General features: G+C 65.9%; 9 protein-coding genes. 2 read left to right on the top strand and 7 right to left on the bottom strand.

Annotation, left to right across the window (positions count from 1 at the left end; all coding sequences use genetic code 11):
* Positions 1–25: 25 nt before the first annotated feature.
* From MHZ91_RS13100 to clpS, 5 genes are all read right to left on the bottom strand, one after another.
* On the bottom strand, positions 26–1,342 hold the full coding sequence (locus MHZ91_RS13100) for a paraquat-inducible protein A (RefSeq protein ID WP_175123469.1): 1,317 nt from the start codon (positions 1,340–1,342) through the stop codon (positions 26–28).
* Positions 1,342–3,654, bottom strand: a complete 2,313-nt coding sequence (gene clpA, locus MHZ91_RS13095) for an ATP-dependent Clp protease ATP-binding subunit ClpA (protein WP_175138389.1) — start codon at positions 3,652–3,654, stop codon at positions 1,342–1,344. Before clpA ends, MHZ91_RS13100 begins: the two co-directional genes overlap by 1 nt.
* Positions 3,655–3,709: 55 nt before the next feature.
* Positions 3,710–5,920 carry a penicillin-binding protein 1C gene (gene pbpC, locus MHZ91_RS13090; RefSeq protein WP_239214001.1) on the bottom strand — a complete coding sequence of 737 codons (2,211 nt, stop codon included), beginning with the start codon at positions 5,918–5,920 and terminating at the stop codon, positions 3,710–3,712.
* Positions 5,917–11,139 carry an alpha-2-macroglobulin gene (locus tag MHZ91_RS13085; RefSeq protein WP_370647807.1) on the bottom strand — a complete coding sequence of 1,741 codons (5,223 nt, stop codon included), beginning with the start codon at positions 11,137–11,139 and terminating at the stop codon, positions 5,917–5,919. The genes pbpC and MHZ91_RS13085 overlap by 4 nt, the downstream gene beginning before the upstream one ends.
* 170 nt (positions 11,140–11,309) lie before the next feature.
* Positions 11,310–11,624, bottom strand: a complete 315-nt coding sequence (gene clpS, locus MHZ91_RS13080) for an ATP-dependent Clp protease adapter ClpS (protein ID WP_056562630.1) — start codon at positions 11,622–11,624, stop codon at positions 11,310–11,312.
* A gap of 226 nt (positions 11,625–11,850) precedes the next feature.
* Between clpS and MHZ91_RS13075 the strand changes: the two genes are divergently transcribed.
* Positions 11,851–12,096 carry a cold-shock protein gene (locus MHZ91_RS13075; protein ID WP_006220277.1) on the top strand — a complete coding sequence of 82 codons (246 nt, stop codon included), beginning with the start codon at positions 11,851–11,853 and terminating at the stop codon, positions 12,094–12,096.
* A 94-nt stretch (positions 12,097–12,190) separates the two neighbouring features.
* On the top strand, positions 12,191–12,733 hold the full coding sequence (locus tag MHZ91_RS13070) for a DUF192 domain-containing protein (RefSeq protein WP_239214000.1): 543 nt from the start codon (positions 12,191–12,193) through the stop codon (positions 12,731–12,733).
* A gap of 105 nt (positions 12,734–12,838) precedes the next feature.
* Here MHZ91_RS13070 and pcaF read toward each other — a convergent pair whose 3' ends face one another.
* Together pcaF and MHZ91_RS13060 are read right to left on the bottom strand one after the other, a co-directional pair.
* The gene (pcaF, locus tag MHZ91_RS13065) at positions 12,839–14,044 is read right to left on the bottom strand and encodes a 3-oxoadipyl-CoA thiolase (protein WP_175123475.1); all 1,206 of its coding nucleotides are present in this window, start codon (positions 14,042–14,044) and stop codon (positions 12,839–12,841) included.
* Positions 14,045–14,211: 167 nt separating this feature from the next.
* Positions 14,212–15,606 carry a chloride channel protein gene (locus MHZ91_RS13060; protein WP_175138394.1) on the bottom strand — a complete coding sequence of 465 codons (1,395 nt, stop codon included), beginning with the start codon at positions 15,604–15,606 and terminating at the stop codon, positions 14,212–14,214.
* Between the last annotated feature and the right edge of the window lie 81 nt (positions 15,607–15,687).

The following is a 15,687-nucleotide window of genomic DNA, read 5'->3' as shown; positions in this document are numbered from 1 at the left end:
GGAAAACAACGGCGGGAGGCCTTTCCTAGCCCACTTGCTTGCCGGAGACGGACGCCGGCGCATGCCGGCCCTCCACCGGCGCTGATTCGATTTCGGTCTGACCTTCAAGGTCCCAGCTACGACGCAGGTCGAAGCTCATGGCAGCCAGCATGGTCAGGATGACAACCACGCCGAACGCGGCGGCGCCGGCACCGGCGCTGATTTCCATCAAGCCCTGAAAGTCGGCCAGGGCCGCCAGCAATATAACGACAAATACATCCAGCATGGACCACTGGCCAATGAATTCAACCATCTGATACAACCGCGTACGCGCCCCCAGATTGGTTGTGCTACGCCATTGCTCAGTCAGCAGCAGCAAGATAAGTGCCAGCAGCTTGGTCAGCGGCACCGCCACGCTGGCGATGAACACGATCAGCGCAATGTCCCACGAGCCCATCTGCCAGAGTTCCACCACGCCACCCAGAATGGTGTGCGCGCTGTCGCCCAGCAGCGAACTGACGTTCATGACCGGCAGCACATTAGCAGGGATGTAGAAGACGACGGCCGCAAGCAGCAGCGCCCAGGTGCGCGCCACATGGTCGGGCTTGCGGTAATGCACCACCGCGTCGCAGCGCACGCAGTGATGATGCGCCTCGGGGTCGGCGTCCTTCGGCAGCGCCTGCACCTGGCCGCAGACGTGGCACCCGGTCAACACGACGTCGGGCCCGGCTTCGGGCACATGCACGGGCACCACGCCGACGGATTCGGCATACCGCCACAGCACATGGGGCGACAGTTTGCCGAGCATCGTCAGAAGCACAGTCAGGATGCCAAACGCTGCCAGACCGATGCCAGGCGCCACCGCGGCCATCCCGGCCAGTTTCACGACCGCAACCAGCACGCCAAGCAGGAAAACCGGCACCATGCACCACGGCCGCAGCACACCCAAAAGACGCATGGCGGCGTGGAAATCCGCAGGCTCGCGGCCCCGCGACAGCGGACCCAGCACCCACAGCAGCACGATCAGTTGCAACAGAGGCAGCGCGAAGCCCGCCAGGCCGGTCATGATGGAGACGACCCAATGGCCCTGACGCCAGGTAATGGAGATGGAATCCAGCAGGGAAGCTTCTTGGACCATGCCCTGCACGGACATCGAAGCGACCGGGTAGGCGTTGGCCACCCCGAAGACGATCAGGGCAGTGATGGCGAGCGCCAGCCAATTGGACAAAGTAAGCCCGCTGTAGCGCCAGAGCACGGCGCCGCAGCGGGCACAATTGGCGGTCTCGCCAGGTTCAAGCTGATGTCGGCGATAGATGCTTGCGCAATGTTCGCATTCGATCAGCGGCTGGCGGTCCGCGGTCATCAGTCGACGAGTTCGACTTCCTGCTTATCCGGCGCGTCCGACGAAGGCGGCTTGCCGCTATCGTCAAAGTCCAGCGTAACCTTGCCCGACTCGTCCAGATCCACCGTGACCGAACCGCCGTCGACCAGCTTGCCGAACAGCAGCTCGTCGGCCAGCGCGCGCCGGATGGTGTCCTGAATAAGACGTTGCATGGGACGCGCGCCCATGAGCGGATCGAACCCCTCCTTGGCAAGGTGTTCACGCAGGCGCGTGGTGAATACGGCCTCCACGCGGCGCTCGTGCAACTGGTCTTCAAGCTGCATGAGGAACTTGTCCACCACGCGCATGATGACCTCGTGGTCCAGCGCGGCAAAGGGAATGATCGCGTCCAGGCGGTTGCGGAATTCGGGCGTGAACATGCGGCGGATTTCCGCCATTTCGTCGCCGACCATCCGCGAGTTCGCAAAACCGATCGACGGACGGTTCAAGGTCTCGGCGCCCGCGTTGGTCGTCATGATGAGGATGACGTTGCGGAAGTCTGCCTTGCGGCCGTTGTTGTCGGTCAGCGTGCCGTGGTCCATGACCTGCAGCAGGATGTTGAACACATCCGGGTGCGCCTTTTCGATTTCGTCGAGCAGCAGCACGCAATGCGGCTGCTTGGTGATTGCCTCGGTAAGCAGGCCGCCCTGGTCGAAACCCACGTATCCGGGCGGCGCGCCGATCAGGCGCGATACCGCGTGGCGCTCCATGTATTCGGACATGTCGAAGCGCAGCAGTTCGACACCCAGCGTGAACGCCAGCTGGCGTGCAACTTCGGTCTTGCCGACGCCCGTGGGGCCCGACAGCAGGAAAGCGCCGATCGGCTTTTCCGGCTTGCCCAGGCCCGAGCGCGCCATCTTGATGGCGGCCGACAGCGCGTCGATGGCGCCGTCCTGGCCGAACACCACCGTCTTCAGGTCGCGGTCCAGCGTGGCGAGCTTGCTGCGGTCGTCGTTGGAGACGGACTGCGGCGGAATGCGCGCGATCTTGGAAACGATGTTTTCGATATCGACCTTGCCGATCACCTTCTTTTGGCGCGAACGCGGCAACAGACGCTGCGCCGCGCCGGCCTCGTCGATCACGTCGATGGCCTTGTCGGGCAGGTGGCGATCATTGATGAAGCGCGCCGACAGCTCGGCGGCAGCCGACAGCGCCGCGGCCGAATAGCGCACGCTGTGGTGCTCTTCGAAGCGGCTTTTCAGGCCGCGCAGGATCTGCACGGTCTGTTCGATGCTGGGCTCGGGCACGTCGATCTTCTGGAACCGGCGCGACAGCGCGTGATCTTTTTCGAAGACGCCGCGGTATTCGGTGTAGGTGGTGGCGCCGATGCACTTGAGCTGCCCCGACGACAACGCCGGCTTGAGCAGGTTGGAGGCATCCAGCGTGCCGCCCGACGCCGAACCGGCGCCGATCAGCGTGTGGATTTCGTCGATGAACAGGATCGCGTCGGGGTTGCCGCGGATCTGCTTGAGCACGCCTTTCAGACGCTGTTCGAAATCGCCGCGGTACTTGGTGCCGGCCAGCAGCGCGCCCATGTCCAGCGAATAGACCTGAGCGGCCTGCAGGACTTCGGGCACTTCGCCGCGCGTAATGCGCCAGGCCAGGCCTTCCGCGATGGCGGTCTTGCCAACGCCGGCCTCGCCCACCAGCAGCGGGTTGTTCTTGCGGCGGCGGCACAGCACCTGGATGACGCGCTCGACTTCGTGCTCGCGGCCGATTAGGGGATCGATGCGGCCGGCCAGCGCGGCGGCGTTCAGGTCGGTGGCGTACTGATCCAGCGGCGACTGACGCGAGTCGCCCTGCTCTTCACCATTGGGCTGTTGCTCTTTCTGCACGGCGGCGGACTCCACCTGCGGCTGTTTGGTAATGCCATGGGACAGGAAATTGACCACGTCCAGGCGTGTGACGCCCTGCTGTTGCAGGTAGTACACGGCGTGCGAGTCCTTTTCGCCAAAAATGGCCACCAGCACGTTCGCGCCCGTCACAGGCTTCTTGCCCGTGCCACCGGCGGAAACGTGCATGATCGCGCGCTGAATGACGCGCTGGAAACCCAACGTGGGTTGCGTGTCGACTTCGGCGCCGCTGGGGATCACCGGGGTGTTTTCCGATACGAACTGGCGCAGGTTGCGACGCAGGTCGTCCAGGTTGGCCGCGCAGGCGCGCAGGACCTCGACCGCCGAAGCGTTGTCGAGCAACGCCAACAGCAGGTGCTCGACGGTAATAAATTCGTGCCGGGCCGAACGGGCCTCGACGAAAGCCATATGCAGGCTGACTTCAAGCTCTTGAGAAATCACGCTTCCTCCGTAACGCATCGAAGCGGGCTAATACACGATTCATATTCTATGCCGATCATGGCGTAACGCCAGCGATTTCAAAAACCACGCTGTCGTGCCGGCCATGTGTATCCATGACGGTTAGCGTATACCGGCCGTCGTGCGCCAGCACCAAATTAAACGGATGACCCGCGGCGCCATGACTTGCGACACGACCATCGAGCATCCACCAGACTTCGCCTTCAGCGCCCTGGACGTCGACGTCCAGCGCAACTTGCCGCATGCCGGGCACGGGCCGCAGCACCGAGCCGTTGGCCACACCCCCGAGCCGAAGCGGTCCCTGGGTGGCATCGGCATAGCCGGCAAACGAGGGCGGCGCCGTTTCATTGAGCATCCAGGCCGCCCGCTGTTCGGGACACGCGCCCGAGGGCTCGCTACCCAGCCTGTAACCCAAGGGCCAGCATGTCACCACCGCCTGCACCGTTTCGGGCCTGACGCGGACCTGCTGGGCGCCTTCCGGCAATGCCGCCACGATATCCTGCAGTAGCGGCGCCGCCACATTCGCCCCAAAAAATCCTGGATTCGGCGTACCGTCGGGCCTGCCGACCCATACGCCGATCGTCCATCTGTCGGTCACGCCGACCGCCCAGGCATCCCGGAATCCGAAACTGGTCCCGGTTTTCCAGGCCAGTTGCCGGCCGGGGTTGCCCGACTGGTAAAACGGCCGGTCCGGGTGTCCACCGCCTTCGAGGATGTCCCGGACGATCCAGGCCGCGCCAGGACTCATCATACGGGACTCGACAACCGGCTGCTCCGCCGTCAAGCGGGGCCGCCCCGAGATGCCGTCCCGGGCCAGCGCACGATACGCGCCGACCAGTTCTTCCAATGTGGTGCCACCCCCGCCCAAAATCAAGCTCAGATTTGGCTCGGCGCCCACGGGCATTCGTAACTTCACGCCGCCCGTCAGCATAACCGAGGCAAAACTGGCCGGTCCGACCCGGTCCAGCAGGTCCACCGCAGGCACGTTGAGCGACCGCTGCAACGCCTGCGCCACGCTGATCGGCCCGGCGAAGGCCGCCTGGAAATTCCCGGGTGCGTAGCCGCCGAACGACATGGGCGCGTCGATCAGCAGGCTTTCAGAATGGATCAGCCCCTCGTCCAGGGCCTGGGCATACAGAAACGGCTTGAGCGTCGACCCCGGCGATCGCACGCCGCGCACCATGTCCACATGCGAGTACCGGGAATCGTCGGAAAAATCTGCCGACCCGGCGTAAGCCTTGACCTCCAGGGAATCGTTGTCCATCACCAGCACCGCCATCGACACCTTGGGCGGAAGGTTATCGACCCGGTCCAGCAACATTTGTTCCACCGACGCCTGCATGTCCGCATCCAGCGTGGAGGCGACCAGCGGTGGCCGGCCGCCCGCGCGGCGCGCGCCGCCCGTTTCCAGCAGCAGGCGCTGCGCCGCCAGGGGCGCCAGCCAGCGCGCCCGCAACGGCGGCGCGATGACGGTTTCTATCTTGGCGTCAGCCACCTCGGCCGGAGTCCAGCGGCCGAGTTCGGCCATGCGATCCAGCACCTTGTCGCGGGCGGCCTGCGCGGCCTCGGGGTGACGGTCGGGACGCAGCCGTGACGGGGCCTGCGGCAAGGCGGTCAGCATCGCCGCTTCTGCCGGGCCCAGGTCGCGGGCCGGCTTGCCCAGCCACAGCCGTGAGCCCATCTCGACGCCCTCGACGATGCCGCCCATCGGCGCGTGGGTCAGGTACAGGGAAAGGATCTCGTCCTTGCTGTAGTGCATTTCCAGCTGCACGGCGCGCCACGCCTGCCGCAGCTTGGCCGACATCGTGCGCGACGGCTTGCCCGCCAGTTGCGGATCGATCAGCCGTGCCACCTGCATGGTCAGCGTGGAGCCGCCAGACACGATGCGGCGGTTGGTGGCCCACTGCCAGCCCGCGCGCGCGAGCGCCACGGGATTCACCCCGGGATGCCAGTAGAACCAGCGGTCCTCGTAGGTGAGCAGCGTCTCCAGGTAGCGGGGCGAAACCTGACCGGGCTGGACCGGATAGCGCCAGATGCCGTCGCGGCTGGGATAGTTGCGCAGCGGCGTGCCATCGGCGGCGACGACAACCGCCGCCCCGCCCGAATCGATGGGAGGCAGCGGATACAGACGGTCGAGCGCGAATAACAACGCGGCCAGCGCTGATAACGCGCTGGCCGCGAAGATGCCGCGCCGCCGCCAGCGGCGGGCGCGCGATGCGCCCGCCTGGCAAGCGGCGGCGGCGTTCAAGGACGCTTGGCGCCGCGATCGCGGATTTCGACCGTGCTCCATTGCTCACCCACGCCGCGGATTTCGGGGCGGTACATGTCCTCGGCCACCGTCGACGGCACCGCGTAGCGGCCCGGCGTCACGACGCGCACCAGATAGAACACGTCCACCTTGCCACGGCCCAGCGACACCGCGGCGACGTAGCGGTCGTCGCGGAACTCGCGATGCTTGATGTTGGAATCCGACATGGCGTCGGCCACGCGGCGCCCGCCGATTTTCCAGTCCTGCATTTCCGGGCTCTGCGACAGGTTGAGGTTTTCGACCTCGAACCCCGCCGGAACGCGGTCAACCAGCAGACCATCGGGGATGTTCTGGTTGGCGCTGGCCTGGACCCACACCACCAGCATGTCGCCGGTCTGCAGGGTACCGCCGTCCCACGGGCGGCCGTCCGGACGGTACCAGCCACGCTTGAGCTGGATGATGTCGTTGCGCGGCGCGGGGGTCGCGGTCGGGCTGCCCTGGATGTCGTATTCGACGAACAGCGATTGGCTGCCCGTGTTCTGCAACTGCGTGCCCGCCAGATCCGCGGCCGACAGCGACACGGTCTGGTCGCTCTTGCCGCCCGTCAGCGGCTTGCGCTCGCCATTGACGGTCAGCACCGCTTCCCACGGCGTGTTCTTGTTGCCGCCCGCGGCGCGCGCGGCCAGCAGCAGGGCCATCTGTTCCTGCGTGGACAGGTACGAACGGTTGCCCAGGCGGCTGGAGAGCTGATTCAGCAGGTTCTCGCTGCGTTCGTGGCGCAGCTCGTATTGCGAGACCAGCGCGTAGGACAACGCGTAGTCGCGCACGCTGCTGCCGTAGTCGCCCATCCATTCGTCGTAGTAGGCGCTGCTGCGGTTGTTGATGTTGATGCCATAGGTGCGCGTCATGGCCAGGTCAAGCGCCTGCTTCATGCGCCCTTCGTCGCCCATCAGTTTGAACGCGGCGGCCAGTTGCACCAGCGGCAGCGGCGAGCGCGCGCGCTCCTGATAGTTGTCGAACAGCTGACGCACGGTCGACAACGGCGCCTTCTTGTCGCGCGCCAGCACCAGCGCGGCGGTGGCCAGGCCGGCAAAGCGGCGATGGTCTTCGCGCAGCACGTTGGCGTCGCTGCTGTCGATCCGGTTGGCCTCGACGTTGCGGCGCAGGTTGGCCGACCACGTGCCGAATGCGCCGGCGCTCTGCTGCACCTGCTCCAGCAGCCACGTCCGCGAACGATCCAGCGACGCCTCGGGCACATCGAAGCCACGATCGCGTGCGTCCTGCATGAAGCCCACGGCGTAGGCCGTCAGCCACACATCGCGCGAGGACGCGCCGCTCCAGAGGTTGTACGAACCGACCGAGTTGCGCATGCCCGACAAGCGGCTGATGGCGCCGGCGACCTTGGCGGCGCGTTCGGCCTCGGTGCGCGGCTTCAGGCCGAACTGCTTGGCGGCGTCTTCATCCAGCATCACCCACGGCATGGCGGCGCTGATGGTCTGCTCGGTGCATCCATACGGATAGTTGAGCAGGTCCTCGACCAGACGGTTGACGTTGAACGGCGGACGATTGGACACGGTCAGGCTGACGGTCGTCGAGTCCGGGTAATAGGAAGCGACCCACGACGCCTGCGCCGGTTGCGACTCGCCCGGATTCAGGCGCAGACGCCGCACTTGGCGCTCGGGCGCATGCGCGGGCTGCACCTGCAGCACGGACTCGCGCACGATGCGGATCGGCTTGGCGCCGCCCTGCCCGTCCACGGTCAGACGCATCAGGCCCAGGCCGTACGAGCCGGTGGTGGTCGCCGTGAACCGCAGCGTCGTGCGCTGCTTGTCTTTCAACGTGACAGTGCGCACGCCGTCGACGATGGCCAGCGGATCCAGGGCCTCGAGCTTGACCGAGATCTTTTGTTCGGCGCCGCTCATGTTGGTAACGTCCAGCGCAATGGCGGCCTGGTCGCCCGGCGTGATGAAACGCGGGGTGTTCAGTTCCGCCACGATGGGCGCTGCCACGACCATTTCGGCGTCGGTGCTGCCGTAGTTGTCGGGCGTGAACGCGACGGCCATCAGGCGCAGCGTGCCATTGAAGTCCGGCAAATCCAGCGGGATGTCCGCTTCGCCCTGCGCATTGAGCGCAACGGGACCCGAGAACAGATCCACCAGCTTGACCTTCTTGGGCAGGCTCTTGCTGTCGCCGCGCATTGCGGCGTCGCCGCCCCACTTCAGCTTGCCCTTCGTGCCGTCCATCTTCTCGATGAGCTTGCCGTACATGTCCAGCAACTCGGGCGCGTAGCGGTGCTTGCCGAAGAAGTAATCCAGCGGATCGGGCGTGGCGTACTGGTTGATGTTGAGAATCCCCACGTCGACCGCGGACAGCGTCACCATCGCCTGCTTGCCCTGCGCGCCGTCGACCTTGACGCGCACGGTCGTCTTGGTCTCCGGCACGGCCTTGGGCGCGGCGGTGAGCTTGACGTCCAGCTTGCGGTCGGCACTGGCGATCGGCAGGAACGCCAGGCCCAGCGCGCGGGCCGGCGTGACGCGGTCGCCTTCGCTGCCGGGGCGGAACACCGCCGCGGCCACGTACAGGTCGTGGCGCTTCCATTCCTTGTCGACTGGAATCTCGACCTCGGTGCCCGTGGCCTTCACGGCCACCCACTTGGACCACAGCATGCGGTCGCCTTCGACGGTGATGAGCGCCTGGCCATCATGCGGCGGCGTCAGCGTCAGCTTGACGGTGTCGCCCGGCTTGGCGGGCACGCCTTCCAGCTTCATCTGCACGCGGTCGGGGCGGTTGCCCATGGCGTCGGCGTCCTGCGCGTTCCAGCCGGCATAGAAGCGATAGCGCATCGTTTCGCCGGTTTCCGGATCCGTGATTTCCAGACGGTAGCGGCCCCACTTGACCGGCACGGTCAGCTGGGTGCGATCGTTCAGCGCAATTTCGCGTGAGTCGACCAGTTCTTCGGTTTCGGTATAGCCGCTGTTCCAGCCGCGCTGGTCGTCGAATCGCCAGTAGTACTGGCGCTCTTCGCGGAACAGACGCATCTGCGCCTGCGCGAGCGGTTCGATCTTGCCTTGCGCGTTGGCGCGAATGACTTCAAAACCGGCCGGCGCGTTCTCGCGGGCCACGTCGCTGTCGAACTGCGGACGGACGGCGATCAGCTTGTCGGCGGGCCAGACGGTGCGTTCGATGGAGCGGACCACCGGGCGGCCGCCGGATTCCAGCAGGCTGGCGGACACACGGACCTTCATCGGCGAATGCGTGCCGGCGGCGTTCGGATTCACGTCGAGCTGCGCACGGCCCTTGTCGTCCAGCGCGGATTCCGGCAGTTCACCGAAGCTGCGGCGCATATCGTCGGCCACGTCGCCAAAGATGAAGCCCGGCCATTGCTGGGCCAGCGCAAAACGATCACGTTTGACCTGGAAGGTGGCCAGCAGACGGTTGCCGGCAGCCGGCGCGCCATACAGGTAGTCGCCCTGCACATCGACGGTCAGCTCCTCGTCGGGGGACAACACGTCCTGGCCCGAGGTCAGCGCCATCTTCATGCGTTCGGGCAGGAATTCCTCGACCTGGAACTTCCACGAGGCATCCGGCGCGCGCGAGGACGGATCGACGCGCAGTTCCAGCAGCCACGTGCCGGTCTGGGCATCCAGCGGCAGATCGATCGCGCGTTCGACGTAACCGGGCAGATCCTTCTGCGGTTGCCACAGCGCGGTCTGCATCGTGCGGCCATCCGGACGCTTGATGGTGGCAGTCAGCGGCGACGGCGTCAGCACGCGGCCGTCGAGGTCGCGCGGCAGCACCGATACGTGGAAGGTCTCGCCGGGGCGATACAGGTTGCGGCCGGCGTAGACGAACAGATTGTTGGCGCGCGACGCATGGCCGCCCGTATCGAATTCGGACAGATCCAGGGCCGGTTCGCCCAGCGCCAGCACGGTCATTTCCTTGTCGCGCGAGGCGCGGATGACGCGGGCATTGGCAAAGCTGCCGTCAAAGCGGACATGGCCCTGCGCATCGGCGGCCGCCTTGGCCAGCGGCTTGCCGGCGCCGTCCACCAGTTCAAACACCGCGCCGGAAATGGCCTGGCCGGACTTCAGCGACACCGAATACGCTTCGATGCGGTCGCTGTAGCGGCGGGCGTGCAGCCCGATGTCGCTGACGTAGAAATAGGTGACCTGGTACTCATAGCGGAAACGGCCAGGTTGGCTCATGACCGCAACGTAGATGCCCGGCTCCTGCAGTTCCTTGATGCCCTCGACGGGCAGGAACGTGACGTGACGGCGGTTCGGCTTGTCGTCGGTGACGAAGCGGCCCTGATAGACGCTGGTCGTCAGCGAATTCAGCCGGTCCAGGTCCCAGTTGCTGACCGAGCCCTTCAGGCTGCGGTTACCGGCGTAGCGCCAGTCGTTCTCGTCATAGTTGCCGTCGTCCTCGTCTTCCGAGGCGGCCGGCGTGCGGCCCACGCCCAGCACGGTGTCGAAGAGTTCGGGCACGCGGTCGGGAGACACGCGCAGGAACTGCACGTCAACCTCGGGCACATTCACCGTGGCGACCGGCAGGCCGCCGTTCTGGCCGGCGGGCAGCACGACGCCGCGGCTGGCGAAGTAAAACGACGGCGGCATGGCCTGCGTGCTGACTTCGCAATGCGAAGCCTCGGTCAGCGCGACCTTTTCGCCCGCGCCGGGCAGGCCCGAGCGGACCGTGATCGCGTAGGAGCGCTGCGGCTGCACATACGGGAAGTACACCACGCGCGGGTTGTCTCCGACGACCCAGTTGCCCTTGAGGATCTTGCCCTTCGGCGCGGAATCGCCAGGTCGCACCGAGGCCGGCTGCTGGCCCGGCGCGGCGGCCGATTCGCTGTCCTCGTCGGCCTTGCCGGCCGTCGAACCCGTATCGGTCACCTGAAGGAAAGCGTCCAGATTGCTCTTGGCATCCACCGGCTGCGTGAAGGTCACGGCCAGCGACAAGGCATCGTTGTATTGGCGGGGTTGGCAATTCAAGGCCGCGAAGGGATCCGCGGCGCCCACGGTTGCGGTGGCAGGCAGTGCTGGCGCCGCGCTGTTCGCCGCCTGCGGAGCCGCGGCGGTCGCTGTCTGCGCCGCCGGAACCGCTGCCGGACTTGCCGGCTGCTGCCCCTTGCCCATCCACCAGCCCGCGCCAATCGCGCCGGCCACCACCGCGATCCCGGCTACAGCCAGCCAGGTCTTGTTGAACTTTCCACTCACGGCGAAACCTCCCCGCCCACTAGAACGCAACGCTCCTTAGCGGCGGAGCTGCCGACCCGCATGTGCCGCGCGCTTCCCGTTACGCGGCAAAACCGTTCATCCCTGTGCCCGGGATGCAACCGGCAGCACAACGCCGCCATTGCTGGCGGCGCCATTGTGTTTTGTCGAGATCAAACCGGTTCCATCACGCACTGCAGCGGGTGTTGACGCGCCCGCGCATACTGACCGACCTGCGCGATCCGTGTGGCGGCGAGGTCACGGGGGTAAACCCCGCAGACGCCTCGGCCTTCGTGATGCACTTGCAGCATGATGCGCGTCGCCTCTTCCTGGTTTTTATTGAAGAATTTCTGCAGCACTTTCACGACGAACTCCATCGGGGTGTAGTCGTCATTAAGCAGCAACACCTGGTACATCGGCGGCGGCGCAGTACGTGCCGGCGCCTTCTCGACGACCAAGTCATGCTGGGAATCCAAGGTAGAACTCATAGGGCGGGTATTCTATTTAAACTGGGGACGGCAACCACTCAACTTACTGAAAATTACACGCAGAAATACGTAGTATCCATACTTGACTAGGTCAAGAAAAGCGGCGCATTATCCACGCATTCTGGGGTTTTCAATTTACCGAAAATCTGCCAGGAAGCCGGAGGGGGGACAGGGGTCTAGACCACAATGCCCTTCTGTCAACATACGATTCAATGAGGCAGGCCGCATGTCTGATACGACCGCAACCGCCGTCCAAGGGGACAATCCCAAATCGACGGGCACCGTCAAATGGTTCAACGATGCAAAGGGGTTTGGCTTCATTACGCCCGACGATGGCGGTGAAGATCTGTTCGCCCACTTCTCGTCCATCCAGATGAATGGTTTTAAAACCCTGAAAGAAGGCCAGAAAGTGGCCTTCGAGATTATCCAGGGGCCTAAAGGAAAACAGGCGCTCAATATTACGGCTGCCTGAGTTACCCTTTAAAGCGCAACGGTAAGGTTGCGCCATTATCCAGGCGGGGCTTTCGGGCCCCGCCTTGTTATTTTTCTTAATACTCCGCCGGGCCATGCTGAAGATTGCCGTTTTGTTTCCCATTGTTCGTACGCTGTTCAAAACAACCTTCACCAAGGCAACGTCAGCGGCAAACGCGGGCGGCCGCAAGGCGCCGGTGATCGCCGCCGCCGCCATCGCGATCGCAGCCGCCCTGCCCCTGCCCGCCAGCGCCCAGCAACAGACCGGCCCGCAGCCGCGTCTGCCCACGACGCAATTGTCGGCCGGAATCCATATTATCCGCGCAGAAGTTGCAAACACGGACGCCACGCGGCGCGACGGCCTGATGTTCCGCAGGGAGCTGCCGGGCAACGACGGCATGCTGTTCGTCTTCGACCAGCCGGACGTGCAGTGCTTCTGGATGCGCAACACGCTGCTGCCCCTGTCGATTGCCTTTATCGCCGACGACGGCACGATCGTCAACATTGAAGACATGGCGCCGCAGACCGAAGACCCGCATTGCGCAAAGAAGCCGGTGCGCTACGCGCTGGAAATGGCGCAAGGGTGGTTCGGCACGCACGGCATCACTGCCGGGAAAAAGCTCGACGGCCTGCCCTGACGCCTTCCGGCAGACCGCCCCGGCAGGTAATGACAAAGGGAGCCCGAGGGCTCCCTTGTTGTTTGCCGGACAGCGCGACGCGCGCCGCCGGCCGTACCACGCGCCTTACACGCGTTCGATGATCAGCGCGATGCCTTGGCCGACGCCGATGCACATCGTGCACAGCGCATAGCGGCCGCCGGTGCGATGCAGCTGGTTGATGGCCGTGGTGGCCAGACGCGCGCCGCTGGCGCCCAGCGGGTGGCCCAGGGCGATCGCGCCGCCGTTGGGGTTCACGCGCGGGTCGTTGTCGGCGATGCCAAGCTGGCGCAGCACGGCCAGGCCTTGCGCGGCAAACGCTTCGTTCAGTTCGATCACGTCCATCTGATCCAGCGTCAGGCCGGTCTGAGCCAGCACCTTCTGCGTGGCGGGCGCCGGACCGATGCCCATGATGCGCGGCGCGACGCCGGCGGTCGCCATGCCGACGACGCGGGCGCGCGGGGTCAGGCCGTGGCGGGCGGCAGCCTTTTCATCGGCCAGCAGCAGCGCGGCGGCGCCGTCGTTCACGCCCGACGCGTTGCCGGCCGTGACGCTGCCGCCTTCGCGGACCACGCCCTTGAGCTTGGCCAGCGATTCCAGCGACGTTTCACGCGGGTGCTCGTCCTTGGAGACGATGATCGGGTCACCCTTCTTCTGGGCGATCGACACGGGCACGATCTCGGCGTCGAAGAACCCTTCCTTCTGGGCGCGCGCGGTCTTTTCCTGGCTGGCCAGCGCGAACAGATCCTGGTCGGCGCGGCTGATGTTGAAATCGTCGGCGACGTTTTCGGCGGTCTCGGGCATCGAGTCCACGCCGTACTGCGCCTTCATCAGCTTGTTGATGAAACGCCAGCCGATGGTGGTGTCATAAATGGCGGCGCTGCGCGAGAAGGCGCTGTCGGCCTTGCCCATGACGAACGGGGCGCGGCTCATGCTTTCCACGCCGCCGGCCAGCATCAGGCCGGCTTCTCCGGCGCGGATGGCGCGCGCGGCGGTGCCGATGGCGTCCAGACCCGAGCCGCACAAGCGGTTGACCGTGGCGCCGGGCACTTCGACCGGCAGGCCGGCCAACAGCGTGGCCATGCGGGCCACGTTGCGGTTGTCTTCGCCCGCCTGGTTGGCGCAACCCATGATGGCGTCGTCGAGTTCTTCCCAGCGCACGCCAGGATTGCGCGCCGCCAGCGCCTTGATGGCTACGGCAGCCAGATCGTCGGGCCGCACGGAAGCCAGCGCACCGCCGTAGCGGCCGAAGGGGGTACGAATCGCATCACAGATAAAGGCATTCACGGTCATGGGAAGCTCGAAGTGAAGTGAAAGAACTCGGGATCGGACGATGTTAACGCAGCGGTTTCGCGCCAAGTTGGTGCGTTACCCGGATGTCCGCAGAACGGACAGTGTCCAGTAGACGTTCACATTGGACCGGCGCGCGCGTGCACGGAACCGGGCCGCCATGCCCGGGATCAGTGCGCGCCGGCCTTGGCCGCGCGGCCCGCGTCGACGATGGCCTGACGGCGGAAACGGCCGGCCGCCAGATGGTAGAACGGTTGCGGGCAGAACTGGCGCGACACGCCCGACGCCAGCAACGACCCGACCAGCAGCCAGAACAGCATCGGCTGGCTGCCCGTCATTTCCATCACCACGACGCTCGCCGTCAAGGGCGCCTGGGTAGCGGCCGCCAGAAAGGCCGCCATGGACAGCAGCACCAGCACGCGCTGGTCGACGCCCTCGCCTGCCAACTCCCAGATGTGATGGCCGATGCCCGCGCCCGTGGTGAGCGCCGGCGTGAAGATGCCGCCGGGAATGCCCGCCCAATAGGACGCGACGGTGGCCGCCAGCTTGGCCAGGCCAAAGCCGTCCGGCACCGCGTCCTTGCCGTTGAGCAGGTCAGCCGCGACGGCGTAGCCGGTGCCGTACACGCTGCCCGCGGTGCACAGGCCGATCACCGCCAGCGCCAGACCCATGATGAACGCCGTCCAGATCGGATGCGTCCGGATCCACGCGCGCCACGACTGCGGCGCCGCGCCGATCGGCCCCTTGCCCAGCAGGCGGGCGAAGATGCCGCCCAGCGCGCCGTTGAGGGCGCCGCAGATGACGATCCACATCACCATGTTCTGCGACAGGGGCGCGCCGGCAAAGACGCCGAAATAAGGATTGTTGCCTTCCACCGCCACCACCAGGAAGCCGGCGGCCAGCACGCCGATCAGCACCAGCCGCTGCCAGCGCAGCACGGTGCCGCGCCCCAGTTCCTCGATTGCGAAGATGACGCCGGCCAGCGGCGCGTTGAAGGCCGCCGCCAGGCCGCCGGCGGCGCCCGCTGCGATCAGCTCGTTGGCGTGAAAGCCGCGCAGTTGCAAGCCGCGGCGTTTCCAGAAATCGCCCCACGCCAGCATCAGCGCCGCGCCGACCTGCACGGAAGGACCCTCGCGGCCGATCGACGCGCCGCACAGCATGCCGAAGAACGCCAGCGGTATCTTCCAAAGGCTTTGGGCCAGCGACACCAGGCTGTTCTGGCTGGGACCCGGCGGCAGCGACAAGGCGCCGATGACTTGCGGAATGCCGCTGCCGGAAGCGTTGGGCGCGAAACGCAGCGTGAGCCAGCGCAGCGCGGCCAGCCCAAACGGCATGACCAGCAACGCCAGCCAGCCGTTGTAGGCGACCCACTGGCGGTTCCAGGCCAGCGCCTTGTCGGCCAGATAGGTAAAGCCCAGCGACATGAGCGCCACCAACGCGGCGCCGCCGAGCAACAGCCCGAGCTGCACGCTCTTCCTGGACAGACGGTTGATCTGGCGCACCTTGCGGCGCGCCAGCCGGCGTGTTCGGGCGATGACGCGACGGACGGGGTCGGGCAGACTCATGGACGGGGACAGGGCGGCGTGGGGAGGTTGCCAACCTTACCATCCCATCCTGACCCGTAGCCGAAAGAATGCAGCGTTGCG

It is taken from the genome of Achromobacter sp. ACRQX (genome assembly GCF_022346505.1).
Taxonomy (GTDB): domain Bacteria; phylum Pseudomonadota; class Gammaproteobacteria; order Burkholderiales; family Burkholderiaceae_B; genus Achromobacter; species Achromobacter animicus.
This window is presented reverse-complemented; position numbering and strand designations above follow the sequence as displayed.